Genomic DNA, 15866 nt, shown 5'->3' with positions numbered 1-15866 from the left:
GACCGGCCTGGTCGGCAACGCCCAGCCCGCTGACGGCGACACGCTGACCGTCAACGGCAAGACCATCACCTTCCGCGCGGGTTCTGCCCCGGCGAGCACCGCGGTTCCGACCGGCTCGGGCGTCAGCGGCAACCTCGTCACCGACGGCAGCGGCAACACCACCGTCTATCTCGGCACCACGGCTGCGCCGACTGCGACCGTCAGCGACCTGCTGACCGCGGTCGACCTTGCCAGCGGCGTCAAGACGGCTGCCATCAGCGCCGGTGCTGCGACGATCGCGACCAGCGCCAGCCAGACTGCCTCGAGCGTCGCTGCGGGCGCCGTCACGCTGAGGAGCTCGACGGGTGCGGATCTGTCCGTGACCGGACGCGCCGACCTGCTCAAGGCGCTCGGTCTGACCTCGGCAATCGGCGGCGGCAATGCCACCGTCAACGTCAACCGCACCACCAGCGCAGCCTCGCTCGGTGCGACGATCACCGACGGTTCGACGCTGAACGTCAACGGCAAGGTCATCACCTTCAAGAACGCGCCGACCCCGGGCTCGGCCGGTGCTCCGGCCGTTCCCACCGGCTCCGGCGCGAGCGGTGCGGTCGTCACCGACGGCGGCGGCAATTCGACTGTCTATCTGCAGGCCGGCACGGTTGCCGACGTGCTGAACGCGATCGACCTTGCCACCGGCGTGCAGACCGCGACCATCGCAGCCAACGGCACCGCGACGTTTGCGGCCGCCTCGGGGCAGTCGAAGTCGACGATTAACTCGTCAGGCCAGCTCAAGATCTCGACCGGCGTCAACGCCGACCTGTCGATCACCGGCACCGGCAATGCCCTGAACGTGTTCGGTCTCGCCGGCAATACCGGCAACGCGACCGCCTTCACTGCGGCACGCACCTCCGGCATCGGCGGCATCAGCGGCAAGACCTTGACCTTTACCTCCTTCAACGGCGGCACGGCGGTTGACGTGACCTTCGGCGACGGCACCAACGGCACGGTCAAGACGCTCGATCAGCTCAACACCAAGCTGCAGGCCAACAACCTGGCTGCGACGATCGACGCCAACGGCCTGCTCACGATCACGGCGTCCAATGATTACGCATCCTCGACTCTCGGCTCGACGGCGGCCGGCGGAGCGATCGGCGGCACGCTGACCTCGGCCCTGACCTTCTCGACGGCGTCCACGCCCGTCCAGGATGGCGTCGCCCAGACGGCACGTGCTAATCTGGTCTCTCAGTTCAACAACATCCTGAACCAGATCGACACGACCGCGCAGGACTCCTCGTTCAACGGCGTCAATCTCTTGAACGGCGACCAGCTCAAGCTGGTGTTCGACGAGACCGCCAAGTCGAGCCTGAACATTACGGGCGTGACCTACAACTCCAAGGGTCTGGGCCTCGCTGCGCTGACCAGCGGTGTCGACTTCATCGACAACGCCGCCGCCAACCGGGTGCTGACCAACCTCAACGCCGCCTCGAGCACGCTGCGCTCGCAGGCCTCGAGCCTCGGCTCGAACCTCTCGGTGGTGCAGATCCGTCAGGACTTCAACAAGAACCTGATCAACGTGCTCCAGACCGGCTCGTCCAACCTGACTTTGGCCGACACCAACGTCGAGGCGGCCAACAGCCAGGCACTGTCGACCCGCCAGTCGATCGCGGTCTCCGCCCTGTCGCTGGCCAACACGTCGCAGCAGAGCGTGCTCCAGCTGCTTCGCTAATAAGTAGCGGAAATCACTGATTAAAATTGAGTGGCGGGGCCTATTGCCCCGCCGCTTTTTCTTTGCGTCCGCGGGCAGGAAGGGGCGTTCATCGGCGGTTAACCCTATCCCTTAAACCGTCGTTAACCATACTTTAAAGGACACCTCCTAAAACTGGACAAAAGGCCCGCTTTCCAGTCCGCGGCCGATTCGTATCCGGTTGAAGAGGAAGACTCGCCAATGTCCAACATCGTTCTCTCGGCGTCCGTTCGCCAGAACCTGTTGTCGCTGCAGTCGACGGCCGACTTGCTGGCCACGACGCAGGAGCGGCTGGCGACCGGCAAGAAGGTCAATACGGCGCTCGACAATCCCACCAACTTCTTCACGGCGCAGGGGCTGGACAACCGGGCGAGCGACATCAGCAACCTGCTCGACGGCATCAACAACGGTGTGCAGGTGCTCCAGGCCGCCAACACCGGCATTACCTCGCTGCAGAAGCTGATCGACAGCGCGAAATCGATCGCCAACCAGGCGCTGCAGACCACAGTCGGCTATTCCACGAAATCGAACGTCTCGACCACCATTCCCGGCGCGACCCCGGCGGATCTGCGCGGCACGACATCCTATGCGAGCGCGACCGCCAACAGCAACGTGCTCTACACCGGTGCACCCGGCGGTGTGACGCCGGTGACGGCGGCCGCCGCACTCGGTGCATCACTGGGCTCGACTGCGGGCACGTTGACCGGCTCTGCCGTCAACGCGGCCGACGGCACCACTGCTCTGACCGGCACCGCCACCCTGATCGGCTCCACGCCAGCCAGCACGCTCGGCTCGTCGCCAGCCGACGGAGATTCGATCACGGTCAACGGCAAGACCATCACCTTCCGGACCGGCGCGGCGCCTGCGACGCAGCCGACCGGGTGGGGCCTGGATGCCACCGGCCACATCGCCACCGACGGCAACGGCAATTCGATCATCTACATGGGGACGGGGGCTGCGCCCACCGGCACCGTCAACGACCTGCTGAGCGCGATCGACCTGGCGAGCGGCGTCAAGAGCGCGACGATCAGCGCCGGCGCTGCGACCATCGCCGTCAGCGGTGCGGCTGGTCCCGTCGGCACGCTTCAGGTGGCATCGTCCATCACGGGCGGCCAGGTGACGCTGAAGAGCTCGACCGGCGCCGATCTGAGCGTGACCGGAAAGGCCGACTTCCTCAAGGCGCTCGGTCTGACGGCTGCAACGGGCGCTGGCAATGCCAACGTCACCGCGGCCCGGTCGACCACCGCAGGTTCGCTCGGTACCCTTGTCAAGGACGGCTCGACGCTGAACATCGACGGCCACACCATCACCTTCAAGAACGCGCAAACGCCGCAATCGGCGACGAGCGTGACGTCCGGCGGCGTCAGCGGCAACATCGTGACCGACGGCAACGGCAACTCGACGGTCTACATTCAGAGCGCGACGCTGACCGATCTGCTCAACGCCATCGACCTCGCGACCGGCGTCAAGACCGCAAGCATCTTCAACGGCGCGGCGACGCTGTCGACCACTTCGGGCCAGATCCCGTCGTCGGTCAACAGCAGCGGTCAGCTCGCGCTGTCCACCGGCGTCAATGCCGATCTCTCGATCACCGGCACCGGCAATGCGCTCAGTGCATTCGGCCTCAGCGGCAACACCGGAACGGCGACGGCATTTACCGCGGCCCGCACCTCAGGCGTCGGCGGCATCAGCGGCAAGACGCTGACCTTCACCTCGTTCAACGGCGGCACACCGGTGAACGTCACCTTCGGCGACGGCACCAACGGCACGGTCAAGACGCTGGACCAGCTCAACGCGCAGCTGCAGGCCAACCATCTGACGGCGACGATCGATGCCAACGGCGTGCTCACGGTGACCACTGTCAACGAATATGCCTCCTCGACGCTCGGCTCGACGCTCGCCGGCGGCGCAGTCGGCGGCACGATCACCGGCGTTCTGGCCTTCACGACCGCGCAGCCGCCGGTCCAGGATCCCGTGGCGCAGACCGCGCGCTCCAACCTGGTCAACCAGTTCAACAACATTCTCGCCCAGATCGACACGACATCGCAGGACTCCTCCTTCAACGGGGTCAACCTGCTCAACGGCGACACTCTGAAGCTCGTCTTCAACGAGACCGGCAGCTCCACGCTGAGCATCAACGGCGTGGTGTTCAACGCTGCGGGCCTCGGCCTGAGCAATCTCGTCAACGGCGTCGACTTCATCGACAACGGCGCCACCAACCGGGTGCTGGCCAGCCTGAATGCGGCCTCGAGCACGCTACGTTCGGAAGGCTCGACGCTCGGTTCGAATCTGTCGATCGTGCAGGTGCGTCAGGACTTCTCGAAGAACCTGATCAATGTGCTGCAGACCGGCTCGGCCAACCTGACTCTGGCCGACACCAATGAGGAAGCGGCGAACAGCCAGGCGCTCTCGACCCGCCAGTCGATCGCCGTCTCCGCTCTGTCGCTGGCCAACCAGTCGCAGCAGAGCGTGCTGCAGCTGCTCCGCTAGTTCGCGAGCGCAAGTTCGTCATCGGAGAATTCGCGGCGGAGCTAACGCTCCGCCTTTCTTTTGAAGGAGAACGCTAAGACAGGATTAGCTGAGATCGCCACGCATCGCGCCAAGCGAATTTACATCGTGCGTGCGTGCAGCTAGCGTTGCGCTGACGAAGAACTCCGCGCCCCGTAATTGTCCGGAGTACTTCCAAAGCACACACGTAAGCAAATCTTAAGCGGTGCTGCCTAGGGTTGGGAAAGAAATCCTTAAGCGCGTACAACGCGCTAGGAAACGTCCAGGGTGTGATTGATGTCGAATTCCGCTGCCTCGGCCTATGCGCGTGTTGCAACGACCACCGCATCTCCTCGGGACATCGAGGCGCAGACCCTGCTTAAGGCCGCCAACAAGCTTCAGGATGCGATCAACAGTGCCGATCCGTTCAGCGAGCAGACCACGCAGGCCCTGATGTTCAACCGCAAGCTCTGGACTATCTTCCTGAGCGAAGCGATGCGTGACACCAATCCGCAGCCGATCGACGTCCGGCAGAAGATCGCCAACATCAGCGTGTTCGTGCTGAGCCAGACCGCTGCGCTCCAGATGAGCCCGCAGTTCGATCACTTCCGCCCGCTGATCGAAATCAACCGCAATATCGCTGCAGGTCTGTCGGGACGGCCGTGACGGAGAGATGGCGTGGTCGAGCATTTGCCGACTGCGCACGAAGGCTCACGCTGACGTATGCCGGCGAGGGTACCGATCAATGACATCGTCACCGGTCTTTGCCGCCAACTTGCAGATGTTGATCAGGCGCTGACGTCCGTGCTGAGCGGGCGCGCGGGCTCGGACTGCCTATCCAAGGCATGGAAATAGGCCCGCCGGCGCAGCATTGCTTCGTCGGGAAACTGATTGACGACCGCGTCGGTCTTCTCGTTGACAACCTGAAAGACGAATGATGCAGCTGCCTGGTCGAACACGACCTGGCGTGAGACGTTCTCATGGGGCAGATCATTGCGCACGGGCGCGCTCGTATCGGCCGCGGCGACGGTCTTGCTGACCGGCAGATCAGTTTGCACGGCCTCGTTCGCCGCCGCGTTGGACGTCGTTACGATCTGCGCGGGGGCCGGGATCCCCACCGGCCGGATGCTGAAATCTGTACTCATGGCAGCCTCCTGGTTGCCTAACGTGAGTCAAATCCCAACCCCTCTAATGACGCAAGCATGGAACACCAGGACTGAACGGCCGGTAAGGAAACGTAGCTAACCGCGGGACGCCATGGCCGCGCGGTTTTTCATAAAATTGTTGCTTGTTCTTGTGCGCTCAGAGGGAGCGGCTGACTGCAAGCGGGGTGATGTGACGCGGGCCCGGAGTGGCGCTGCGCCCGGCGGCCGTATAGGTGTTCGGCACGTTGCGCTTCTGGATCTCGGCATTGACGCCGCGCACGACGCTCTCGGAGACCGCGTGCGCCGTTGCGAGCACGGTGAGATTGACCTGGAGCATCGCTCGGAACGCATCGTGATGGCGGTGCAGCGTCGACAGCAGCTCGGGCGCGGATTTCGCGAGCTGGGCCTGGTTGGCTTTCAACTGGCCGACCGCTCCGACGTAGTTTCGCGACAGCTCCTGCTTCTTGCTCTCGAGCGTCATCGCCTCGCGAACCTTGCCGGCGCGAACGAGCTCGGTCTCGCGCTCGATCAGTCCGAGCAGGGCGCTCATCGCATCCATCAGGTTTTCGGCGACCTTGCGTGCTTCCGTGCTGCCGGCCGCGGCAGTCGGGCGTTGCGCTTGCATCGGCTGGCGTGAGGCGTTGAAATGGTTCATCTCGTTTGACCTTATGCCGTGCGGATCGTTTTCGCCTGCTGCAGGATGAGGGTCCGGTAGACGTCGGTCGCGACGCCGACGCCGCCGGCCTGGGCGAAGTTCTTGGAATATTGCTCGGTCAGCATCGAGCGCCATACGCCGGTGCCGGGTGTGTCGCCGAACGGGCCTTCGCCCTTAAGGCCCGAGGTCATCTGCGAGAACATGCTGTTGAGGAACATCGCCTCGAAGTCGGTGGCGATCTTCTGCGCCTTTGCCTGTTGCTGCGGCGAGACCTTCTGGAGGGCGGCGGCGAGTTCGAAATCAGGCCGCCCGTTGCGGCTCTCCACCGAGAAGGCCGAAGCGTTGGGGAGGCGCGGGGTATTGATGGCGGAGGCTTGCATCACATCACCTCGATGTCGGCTTCGATGGCGCCGGCGGCCTTGATCGCCTGCAGGATGCTGATCATGTCGCGGGGACCGATACCGAGGCCGTTGAGGCCGTCGACGAGCTGCTGCAGCGAGACGCCGTCCTTGACCAGCGCCAGCTTCTTGCCGTCCTCGGTGACGGTGACACTGCTGCGCGGTGCGACCACGGTGCGGCCGCGCGACAGCGGGTTGGGTTGGCTGACCTGCGGGCTCTCGGAGATGGTGACGGTGAGGTTGCCCTGGGCCACCGCAACGGTGGCGACGCGAACGTCGCGGCCCATCACGATGATGCCGCTGCGCTCGTCGATGATGATCTTGGCGGCGAGATCGGGTTCGACCTGGAGCTGCTCGATTTCGGTGAGAAAGGCGACGACGTTGCCCTTGAACTCGGGCGGGACCGACAGCTGCACCGTCGACGGGTCGATCGGCTCGGCGGCCTTGACGCCGAGATAATCATTGACCGCAGCCGCAATGCGCTTGGCGGTGGTGAAGTCGGCATTGCGCAGCGCAAGGCGCACGTTCGGCAGCCGATTGAGCGCGAACTCGATCTCGCGCTCGATGATGGCGCCGTTGGCGATCCGCCCAACCGTCGGCACGCCGCGCACGATCTTGGCCGCCTCGCCCTCGGCCTGGAAGCCGGAGATCGCGAGCGAGCCCTGCGCCACTGCATAGACGTTGCCGTCGGCGCCGAGGAGAGGGGTGACGAGCAGGGTGCCGCCCTGGAGATTCTTGGCATCGCCGAGCGCGGAGACGGTGACGTCCATGCGCGTGCCCTGCGTGGCAAAGGCCGGCAGGTTACCTGTGACCATCACAGCGGCGACGTTGCCGGTTCGGATCGTGGCGCCACGGATGTTGACGCCCATGCGCTCGAGCATCGCTTGCAGCGATTGCTTGGTGAAGGGGATGTTGTTGAGCGTGTCGCCGGTGCCGTTGAGACCGACGACGAGGCCATAGCCGATGAGCTGGTTTTGCCGCACACCCTCGATGTTGGCGAGATCCTTGATACGCGAGGTCGCAGCCGCTGGCGTGACGGAGAGCGTCAGCGCTGACAGCGCGGCGCAGGCCACCCCAACAATCCTCACCCAACGAACGCCTGGCATACTCTGCTCCCCAAGGCCCCTAAGAGCGGGCTCCTCAAATCGGAAGGACCTGCACGACACTCCCATGACGAGCTGGTCCGACGCTTTCCTTGCGAGCACCGTGCCAACCGTGGCGGCAGGGATAGGTGGCTGAATAGGTTGAATAAATCTGTTTCGACCGGTGTCAGCGGTCGTTCGCCCTGAGGAGCGAAACTGCCGCCTCTCGGCAAATTCTGCCGGGCTGTTTACGCGTCGTTAACCATAAGAGGGCGAAGGTGAGGCATCGATCACCCGGATTCCTTCCGATGCGCATCTACGGACCGAACGGCACCACGCTTGGAACGCCGGCCAGCCAGACCAGGCGGATCGGCTCCGGCACCTTCGCGCTGCCCGACACCTCGTCGGCACAGGAGACGCGAAGCGCTGCGCCGAAGGCCACCGCCAACATCGACGCATTGCTGGCATTGCAGGGCGTCGATGAGGATCCGATCGAGCGCCGCAAGCGCTCGGTGGCCCGCGGCAGGACCGCGCTCGACGTGCTCGACGATCTCAAGATTGGGCTGCTGTCCGGCAATCTCGATGGATCGACCGTGATGCGCCTGCGGGATGCTGCGGCTAACCTGAAATCGTCCTCGGGCGATCCTGGTCTCGATGCGGTTCTCGCCGAGATCGAGCTGCGCGTCGAGGTCGAACTGGCGAAGGCTGGGCAGGCTTAACAGCCATCCGTCACTTCGCGCAGTCTTACGCAGCTTCCTCCTTCTGCTGCGCGTCGTAGCGGCGCTGGGCGGCGAGCACATCTTTCAGGTTCTGCTCGGCCCAATCGCGCAGCGGATCGACCGCAGCTGCCAGCGTCAATCCAAGCTGCGTGATCGAATATTCCACCGTGACCGGCACCGTCGCGATGGCATGGCGCTTGATCAGGCCGTCGCGCTCGAGCGACTTGAGAACCTGGCTGAGCATCTTTTGCGAGATGCCTTCGATCGTGCGGCGCAACTGATTGAAGCGCATTGGTTCCTCGCGCAGCAGCAAGAGGATCAGCACCGCCCATTTGTCTCCGACGCGATCGAGGATCTGGCGGGTGGGGCAATTCGCTGCGTAGACGTCCGGTTTCATCATCGATCCTCGGAATGCATACGGTCGCTTGCGGGACCACCGGGAGCGTTCCGCGTCCAGGTTACCCTCGCGTAATCAGGTAAGCACAAAGTGCTCTCTTAACACCAGCATCCTTTGCGATATCTAGTTACTGGTGGTTACCACTGTTGCAATGGAGCACTTCATGAATATCGCAATCGCGGGCGCCTCGGGGCGAGCCGGGTCGGAGATCACCAAGGAGCTGTCCCGCCGCGGCCACGCCGTCACAGCCATCGCCCGCAACCCCGAGAAGATCGCGGCCCTGCCCAACGTCACGCCGATCAAGGGAGATGTGCTTGACCAGGACGGCCTTGCCAAGCTGTGGGCCGGGCATGACGTCGCTGTGAGTTCCATCCACTTCCTCGCCAGCGACGCCCTGAAGCTGATCGGTGCCGCGAAGGACTCCAAGGTCGGTCGCTACCTCGTGGTCGGCGGCGCCGGCAGTCTCGAGGTTGCCCCGGGCGTGAAGCTGGTTGCGACCCCCAATTTTCCCGCTCAGTACAAGGCCGAAGCGGAGGCGGGCTCGACCTTCCTCGACCTGCTGCGCCAGGAAAAGGACCTGAACTGGACCTTCATTTCGCCGTCGGCGCTGTTCGTCGAGGGGGAACGCACGGGCAAGTTCCGGCTAGGGACCGACCAGCTTCTCGCAGATGCGAACGGCAAGAGCTGGATCACCTTCGCCGACTACGCCATCGCCCTCGCCGACGAGATCGAACGGCCAGCCCATCCGAAGCAGCGCTTCACGGTCGGTTATTGAAGCCCTCGGCCGCCTCCAAGCCTCTCAGGGATAAACCTTCCTGTGCAAGGGCTTGGAGGCGCGAGGCGCGCCATCAGGGAAATATTGTCTGTCACGGGAGGCCACTATATAAGGCCCGGCTCAACGGACCCCGTTCCGTTCGCGAGTCGTTGCTTAAAAAGATAGGCCTCCCTTGGAAAAGTTGAAAAACTACCGACCGACCGACAAAGAGCCTTTCATGAACGACCGGCAGAAGGAGTACTTCCGCCTGAAGCTCCTTGCCTGGAAGGATGAGATCCTCAAAGAGTCCAAGCTCACCCTGCAGGCTTTGCAGGAGGAGAACGTGAACCACCCCGATCTCGCCGATCGGGCATCGTCCGAAACCGATCGCGCCATCGAGCTCCGCGCCCGCGACCGCCAGCGCAAGTTGATCGCCAAGATCGACGCCGCGCTCCAGCGCATCGAGGACAACACCTACGGCTATTGCGAGGAAACCGGGGAGCCGATCTCGTTGAAGCGGCTCGAGGCCCGCCCGATCGCGACGCTCTCGGTGGAAGCGCAGGAGCGCCACGAGAAACGCGAGAAAGTTTATCGCGACGAATAGAGCCCGAGCCGCAGCGATGCGGCTCTTTGTTTTTTGGACGAGGCGCCGTTTGGCGCCGCGATGGGCGTTTTGCCTGGCGCTCGGAAGCTGCGTACGTCAAACGGGGCGCAGCGATTGCAAAAAGTGAATCGCAATCAAGGATCTAGTCTCGACTCCTCCGAGCTCACGTGAGTTCGGATGAGAAACAGCCTTCACTTCAGGTGCGGGAAATTTTCCGAGTCGCATCAATGAGATCGAGTCGGGTCTTGAGATGCTGATCCAGCTGCATCAAGCATCGCTGCAATCACGCCTCATGCGCGTCTCGCGAGAGCCCGCGAGGCATGCGACTCCATAAAGCCTCCACCGGCTCAATTTTTCCTTAAGGGCGGGCCAGCGGTCGTCGTCCCGCGCCGAGGCGCGCTTGTCAGGGTGGAGCAGGGATGCTGAAGTGCTGCCTTGAGCTGCGTAGCGTGGGAGACGGCGCCGATGGACAGGATTCTCGAAGCCGCAAAGGCCATCGCGCTGGCGCGCCGCAATCATGCACCGCTCGCGGCGCTGGAGCACCCTCCTGCCGACGAGGCCGAGGGTTATCAGGTCCAGCGCGCGCTGCACGATCTCCTGCTGCCGCATGTCGGCCCGCTCGTTGGCTACAAGATCGGCTGCACCAGCCAGGTCATGCAGGAGTATATCGGCATCCCGCACCCCTGCGGCGGCGGCGTGTTCCAGAAGGGCGTGCATGACAGCGGCGCCAAGCTCGCGGCGTCCAGCTATGTCCGGGTCGGCGTCGAATGCGAGATTGCAGTGCGGCTCAAGCGCGACCTTGCCGCCGGCGAGGCGCCGTTCACAGCCGAATGGGTCGGCGAAGCGGTCGAGGCCTATCAGCCCGCGATCGAGATCGTCGACGATCGCTACGTAAAATGGGAGACGATGGGCGCGCCGACCTTGATCGCCGACGATTTCTTCGCCGCCGGTTGCGTGCTCGGCCCATCGGTGCCGCGCTCGTCCGTGCCGGATCTGAAGGCGGTCAAGGGACGCGCCATCGTCAACGGCGAAGAGGTGAGCCACGGCACCGGGGCCGACGTGCTCGGCCATCCCCACAATGCACTCGCCTGGCTTGCCAACCATCTCGCCGCCGAAGGCAAGGGCCTGCACGCGGGTCAACTCGTGCTGACCGGCAGCCTGGTCAAGACGCTGTGGCTGAAAGCGGGCGACAAGGTGCGGATGGAACTTGAGGGGCTCGGAACCGTCGAGGCCGAGTTTACGTGAGTGGGCGCACGGTTCTTCGACGCACGCCGGCACTGTGAGGAGCTCTTGCGGCGAAGCATTCCAGGCTTCCGCGAAGGGATCCCGGATTTGCTACGCTCGGCACTGAGCAGGTTTGGGGCATGGCGCGGCCAATGCGCCCGCCCGACTCGCTCTAAGCAGCCCCCTCACATCGCCTTGGTAAAATACATGCGGCCCTCGCCAGGGGAGCTAGCGAGGGCCGCGTAGTACACCGTCGTTCGCGCCTAGGTTCGCGAACACGATGTGGGAGCTCTTGAAGGAACTTAGAAGGGCAGCAGCACGTCCATGACCTGCTGACCGTAGCGCGGCTGCTGCACGTCCATGATCTGGCCGCGGCCGCCATAGGCGATGCGCGCCTGGGCGATCTTGCTGGAATCGATGGTGTTGTCGCTCTGGATGTCCTCGGGGCGGACGATGCCGGCGACGACGAGCTCGCGGATCTCGAAGTTGACGCGGATCTCCTGCTTGCCTTCGACCACTAGGTTGCCGTTCGGCAGCACCTGGGTCACGACGGCGGCGACGTTGGTCTGCAGCGCTTCCTGGCGGTTGACTGAGCCCTTGCCGTCAGCCGAGGACGTCGAGTCGGTTGTAAGGAGACGTCCGGGGAGAACCTTGAGCGGTTGCGTGACCGTCTGGCTGCCGATGAAGTCCGTGACCCCGGAGTCCTCCTTGCTGGTGCGGCTGCGCTGGGTCTCGTTGGACAGATTGGCCTTGTCGGTGATGTTCACGGTCACGGTCAGGAGGTCGCCGACCTGGCGGGCGCGCTGGTCCTTGAAGAAGGCGCGGCTGCCGTTGCGCCAGAGCGAGTTCGGATTGTAGGAGGCGACTTCCGGCTTCGGCATCGGCATCTGCACCGGCTTGTAGCCGGGCTGCGTCGTCGGGTTGTCGATCGCCGACAGCTTCGGCTGTTCGCCGATCTGCGACAGGCGGTCGATCGAGGAGCAGCCGCTCGCCAGGGCGCAAGTTGCAAGCAGCAAGGCAGAGATCGCGCCGCGACGAAGACGGGAAGCCGAACTGAACGTTGACATGACTTACTCTGACTTTGCTGGAGCTTGCGAGAGGCGAACTTGCGGAATCTGGGCTTGGGCGACCTGGGCCGGATTTGCCGGCGCCTGCACAACGCTCTGCGCGAGGGCTGCGGCGGCGGGCATCTCGTCGCGCTTCAGCGAGGAGCTCTGCTCGACCGCAGGGGCCATCGGCGCGGACTGGCTGGCACCCTGGACCGTGACCTGGCCACGGGCGGTGACGACGCCGGTCAGCGTGCGCTTGGACTGCAGATTGAGCACGCTGACGGTGTCGCCCTCGGCGCCGCTCTCTGTCGCCTTGCCACGCGTGGTGAGATAAAGGCCGGGCATCTGGTAGATGATGGTGACGGCTTGGTCGCGCACCACGAAGTTGGGCCTGACGACGTCTGCGGCGCGGATCGGCGTGCCAGCCCGCATCGCTCGGCGCAATTCCATGCCGACGCTGCGGTCGCGGGACGCGGGTTCGCCGGTGACCTCGGCCTTCGGCCGGCGCTCCAGCGAAAGGTCGGAGGATTTCAGAAGCTCGGCGCGGTCGACGTCGCGGGTCAGCACGGCTACCTCCACCGTCTCGATCGCGGTGCCGGTGAAACGCAGCTTGGTCGGAGCGGGATTGCTGTCATTGGCAATCTCGAAGGCGATGTCGAAACGGCCGCTGCGGGCATCGTAGCGGGTTGCGGCCGGCAGGAGTGCCCCGGTGTTGGAGGCGTCGAGCCGCATCTCGGCGACGCTGCGATCGAACGTGACGGTGATGTTGGCGGCGTCTCCGAGGCCGAAGCGGCGCTCGAGCGCTGCGGCGACCGCGTTCTCGACGTCCTTGCTGGCGAGCGTGCGGGCGAGGCGGGTGACTTGGACCTCCTTGACGTCGCCGGTCATGACGCCGATCACCTGCTTGGCGCGCAGCACGGACAGCACTTGGGCGGCCGTGAGGGTGCCGGTGGTGCCGAGATCGGGCGAGCGGTAGACCGGGATCGACGCGGCCGATCCGGCGTTCTCGATGAGATCGCCGATGCGCACCACGTCCGAGGTGACGGTGACGCTTGCGCGCAAGGTCGGCGCGGCGATGAAGTCGTCTGCCGCTGCCGCCGGCGATGTCAGCGCGAGAAGGGCGGAGATCGTGGCGAGGGTGGCGCGGATCATCGTCATTGCCTCAGCGGAACAGCGCCGTGGTCGATTGCATCATCTGGTCGGCGGCGCTGATCACCTTGGCGTTCATTTCATAGGCGCGCTGCGCGGCGATCAGGTCGCTCATTTCCGAGACCACGTCGATATTGGCCTGCTCCAGGCTGCCCTGCGTGATCTTGCCGTAACCCTCCGAGTTGGCGGTGCCGTCCTGCGGCGGGCCGGAGGAGGGGGTCTCGATGAACTGGTTATTGCCGACGGGCTGAAGGCCCGCCTTGTTGATGAAGCGCGTGACGCCGATCTGGCCGATGATCGACGATGTCGATGAACCGGGCAGCGTCACCGAGACCTGGCCCTGCTCGCTCACGGAGATGCCCGAGGCGTTGTTCGGAATGGTGATGGTCGGCTGCACCGGGTTGCCCTGCGCAGTCACGACACGGCCCTGGTTGTCCATCTGGAACGTGCCGTCGCGGGTGTACTGGTAGGTCCCGTCCGGCATCAGGATCTTGAAGAAGCCATCGCCCGAGATCGCGAGATCGAGGTCGTTGCCGGTCTGCGACAGCGTTCCCTGCGTCATGCTGCGCGGCGTGCCGACGGTCTTGACGCCGCCGCCGATGTCGACGCCCACCGGAAGGATGGTGCCCTGGTCGGACGACTGGGCGCCGACGCGGCGGACGTGCTCGTAGATCAGGTCCTGGAACGCCGCGGTCTGCTTCTTGAAGCCGGTGGTGCGCAGGTTCGCGATGTTGTTGGAGATCACCTGAACGTTGAGTTCCTGTGCCGCCATTCCGGTCGCTGCGGTGTGAAGCGCCTGCATGTCAATTCTCCTTCAATCAGGCCGGAACGTCGGCGAGCTTGTCGATCGCCGATTTGTGGAGGTCGCTCTGCTGCTGAAGCAGGTTGGCGATGGCGGCGTAGCTGCGCATGACTTCGACCATGCGGCCCATCTCGCCGACCGCGTTCACGTTCGACTTCTCGACGTAGCCCTGGCGGACGTTGGACTTGGCATCGGCCTGCGGAACGGCGGAGCCCACATCGTAGAGATTGGCGCCAAGCTTGGTCAGCTTGGCCGGATCGTCGAACGAGGCCATGCGGATCTTGCCGCGGATCGAGTCGGTTCGTGCCGTGCCCTCGAGCACCGTGACGGTGCCGTCGGGCGCGACGTTGATGTCGTGATCGGTCGGCTGGAACGTGATCGGGCCGGCGGTGCCGAGCACGAGATTGCCGTCGGAGGTGACGAGCTGGCCGGTGCTGTTGAGCGAGAATTTGCCGTCGCGGGTGAAGCGCTCGGCGCCGTTGGCCTGCACGACGAAATAGGCGTTGCCGTCGATTGCCAGGTCGAGCGGATTGTTGCTCGGCTCCAGCGGCCCCTGGCTGATATCGCGGAAGGTGCCGCGGTCCTGGACATAGGAGACCAGCCGGTCGCGGCCGATGAAACGGTCCTCACGCGCGTTCGAGTTGAGGTGCTCCTCGAACAGCGAATGGTCGGCCTTGAAGCCGCTGGTGTTGGAATTGGCGACGTTGTTGGCGATGACGGCCATCTGCCGCTCCAACGTCATCTGCCGTGACAAGCCGATCAGAAGCGCGTTCTGCATCGGAAATCTCCCCTGAGTGGGATCTGCCATTTCGCTCTCCCAAGCGCCTTGGCGGACCCCGTGAACGAGGCCTTCAGGTTCTCCCAAACCGTCGGGTCTCGGTCCTTTCTCAGCGAAAGTCGTGCCAAACAGAAAAATTAAACAATTTCAAAGTCTTGCCAACTTTTGATGGGCGCGGGAAGGCGGCAGAAAGGTTCTGTTAGCCATGTTTGCCCGGCAGATTTTTCCTAGCGCGGGCCCAATCGAAAGATTCCGTTAACCATTATTACCGTAGCGTTTGCACATCAGAGGAGCGCATCGCGCTGGGGGCATTCGTACCGCGTCACGGTCTGCCAGGAGGCTTCGCTCTTTCGACCCCTTTGAGAGATGAACGAGCGCGGCACCCATGGCAGAGAATGAAGAAGGCGGCGCAGCCGCCGAGGGCGCGGAAGCCGCTCCGCCGAAGAACAAGCTCAAGCTGATCATCATGGCCGTCGGCCTGCTCGCCGTGCTCGGCGGCGGCGCGGCGACCTGGTTCTTCTTCTTCCGTCACGGCGAGGCCGAGCACCATGCCGAGGCCGCGCCGCCTCCGAAGCCGCCGGCCTTCGTCGACGTCCCCGACTTGATGGTCAACCTCGCCGGCTCGCCAGGCGAGCGCGTGCAATATCTGCGGCTGAAGATCGTGCTGGAGCTCAAGGAAGAAAAGCAGATCGAGGCGATCAAGCCGACGATGCCGCGCGTCACCGACATCTTCCAGACCTATGTGCGCGAACTGCGTCCCTCCGACCTCAACGGTTCCGCCGGCATCTTCCGCCTCAAGGAGGAACTGACCAAGCGCGTCAACGCGGCGGTCGCCCCGATCCAGGTCAGCGCGGTGCTGTTCAAGGAAGTCGTGGTCCAGTGAGCATGACGGACTAG

General features: G+C 64.2%; 17 protein-coding genes. 8 read left to right on the top strand and 9 right to left on the bottom strand.

Annotated features, from left to right (window positions below; all coding sequences use genetic code 11):
* The 3 genes from K408_RS0123985 to flaF form a co-directional block, all read left to right on the top strand.
* Positions 1-1708, top strand: a 1708-nt coding sequence (locus K408_RS0123985; protein WP_028145979.1) for a DUF1522 domain-containing protein, incomplete at its 5' end; no start/stop codon positions are given.
* A 219-nt stretch (positions 1709-1927) separates the two neighbouring features.
* Positions 1928-4216: a DUF1522 domain-containing protein gene (locus K408_RS0123980; protein WP_024341038.1), complete on the top strand. Its 2289-nt coding sequence runs from the start codon at positions 1928-1930 to the stop codon at positions 4214-4216.
* Positions 4217-4510: 294 nt separating this feature from the next.
* A complete protein-coding gene (gene flaF / locus K408_RS0123975) occupies positions 4511-4879 on the top strand; it encodes a flagellar biosynthesis regulator FlaF (RefSeq protein ID WP_024341037.1) in 369 nt (122 codons plus the stop codon).
* Positions 4880-5001: 122 nt separating this feature from the next.
* Here flaF and K408_RS0123970 read toward each other — a convergent pair whose 3' ends face one another.
* From K408_RS0123970 to K408_RS0123955, 4 genes are all read right to left on the bottom strand, one after another.
* Complete coding sequence (locus K408_RS0123970) at positions 5002-5358, bottom strand: hypothetical protein (RefSeq protein WP_024341036.1); 357 nt, start codon at positions 5356-5358, stop codon at positions 5002-5004.
* A 157-nt stretch (positions 5359-5515) separates the two neighbouring features.
* Positions 5516-6013: a hypothetical protein gene (locus K408_RS0123965; protein ID WP_024341035.1), complete on the bottom strand. Its 498-nt coding sequence runs from the start codon at positions 6011-6013 to the stop codon at positions 5516-5518.
* A gap of 11 nt (positions 6014-6024) precedes the next feature.
* Positions 6025-6393: a flagellar assembly peptidoglycan hydrolase FlgJ gene (gene flgJ / locus K408_RS0123960; protein ID WP_024341034.1), complete on the bottom strand. Its 369-nt coding sequence runs from the start codon at positions 6391-6393 to the stop codon at positions 6025-6027.
* Positions 6393-7517 carry a flagellar basal body P-ring protein FlgI gene (locus K408_RS0123955; protein WP_024341033.1) on the bottom strand — a complete coding sequence of 375 codons (1125 nt, stop codon included), beginning with the start codon at positions 7515-7517 and terminating at the stop codon, positions 6393-6395. The genes flgJ and K408_RS0123955 overlap by 1 nt, the downstream gene beginning before the upstream one ends.
* A gap of 284 nt (positions 7518-7801) precedes the next feature.
* Between K408_RS0123955 and K408_RS0123950 the strand changes: the two genes are divergently transcribed.
* Positions 7802-8212, top strand: a complete 411-nt coding sequence (locus K408_RS0123950; RefSeq protein WP_024341032.1) for a flagellar assembly protein FliX — start codon at positions 7802-7804, stop codon at positions 8210-8212.
* Positions 8213-8237: 25 nt separating this feature from the next.
* On the opposite strand, the gene K408_RS0123945 is transcribed toward K408_RS0123950, so the two are convergent.
* The gene (locus K408_RS0123945) at positions 8238-8609 is read right to left on the bottom strand and encodes a winged helix-turn-helix transcriptional regulator (RefSeq protein ID WP_027552655.1); all 372 of its coding nucleotides are present in this window, start codon (positions 8607-8609) and stop codon (positions 8238-8240) included.
* Positions 8610-8772: 163 nt separating this feature from the next.
* Here K408_RS0123945 and K408_RS0123940 point away from each other — a divergent pair, with 163 nt between their 5' ends.
* From K408_RS0123940 to K408_RS0123930, 3 genes are all read left to right on the top strand, one after another.
* Positions 8773-9384: an NAD(P)-dependent oxidoreductase gene (locus tag K408_RS0123940; protein WP_024341030.1), complete on the top strand. Its 612-nt coding sequence runs from the start codon at positions 8773-8775 to the stop codon at positions 9382-9384.
* A 217-nt stretch (positions 9385-9601) separates the two neighbouring features.
* Positions 9602-9967 carry an RNA polymerase-binding protein DksA gene (gene dksA / locus K408_RS0123935; protein ID WP_085966600.1) on the top strand — a complete coding sequence of 122 codons (366 nt, stop codon included), beginning with the start codon at positions 9602-9604 and terminating at the stop codon, positions 9965-9967.
* 465 nt (positions 9968-10432) lie between these two features.
* On the top strand, positions 10433-11212 hold the full coding sequence (locus K408_RS0123930) for a 2-keto-4-pentenoate hydratase (protein WP_024341028.1): 780 nt from the start codon (positions 10433-10435) through the stop codon (positions 11210-11212).
* A gap of 281 nt (positions 11213-11493) precedes the next feature.
* Here the strand turns inward: K408_RS0123930 and flgH are convergent, their stop codons facing one another.
* Genes flgH through flgF form a run of 4 tightly spaced genes read right to left on the bottom strand, consistent with a single transcriptional unit; the run spans position 11494 to position 14969 of the window.
* Entirely contained in the window at positions 11494-12258 is a 765-nt protein-coding gene (gene flgH / locus K408_RS0123925; protein ID WP_024341027.1) for a flagellar basal body L-ring protein FlgH, read from the bottom strand.
* A 3-nt stretch (positions 12259-12261) separates the two neighbouring features.
* Positions 12262-13392 carry a flagellar basal body P-ring formation chaperone FlgA gene (gene flgA, locus K408_RS0123920; RefSeq protein ID WP_024341026.1) on the bottom strand — a complete coding sequence of 377 codons (1131 nt, stop codon included), beginning with the start codon at positions 13390-13392 and terminating at the stop codon, positions 12262-12264.
* A 10-nt stretch (positions 13393-13402) separates the two neighbouring features.
* Positions 13403-14191 (bottom strand): flagellar basal-body rod protein FlgG, encoded by a 789-nt coding sequence (gene flgG, locus K408_RS0123915; RefSeq protein WP_024341025.1) that lies wholly within the window; start codon positions 14189-14191, stop codon positions 13403-13405.
* Between the two features lie 16 nt (positions 14192-14207).
* Positions 14208-14969: a flagellar basal-body rod protein FlgF gene (gene flgF, locus K408_RS0123910; RefSeq protein WP_024341024.1), complete on the bottom strand. Its 762-nt coding sequence runs from the start codon at positions 14967-14969 to the stop codon at positions 14208-14210.
* Positions 14970-15354: 385 nt separating this feature from the next.
* On the opposite strand from flgF, the gene fliL reads away from it, so the two are divergent.
* The gene (gene fliL / locus K408_RS0123905) at positions 15355-15852 is read left to right on the top strand and encodes a flagellar basal body-associated protein FliL (RefSeq protein ID WP_024341023.1); all 498 of its coding nucleotides are present in this window, start codon (positions 15355-15357) and stop codon (positions 15850-15852) included.
* Positions 15853-15866: the final 14 nt, after the last annotated feature.

The sequence above is a fragment of the Bradyrhizobium sp. in8p8 genome, assembly GCF_000426845.1.
Taxonomy (GTDB): domain Bacteria; phylum Pseudomonadota; class Alphaproteobacteria; order Rhizobiales; family Xanthobacteraceae; genus Bradyrhizobium; species Bradyrhizobium japonicum_C.
The sequence above is the reverse complement of the archived record's forward strand: the minus strand, read 5'-3'. Positions and strand labels throughout refer to the sequence as shown.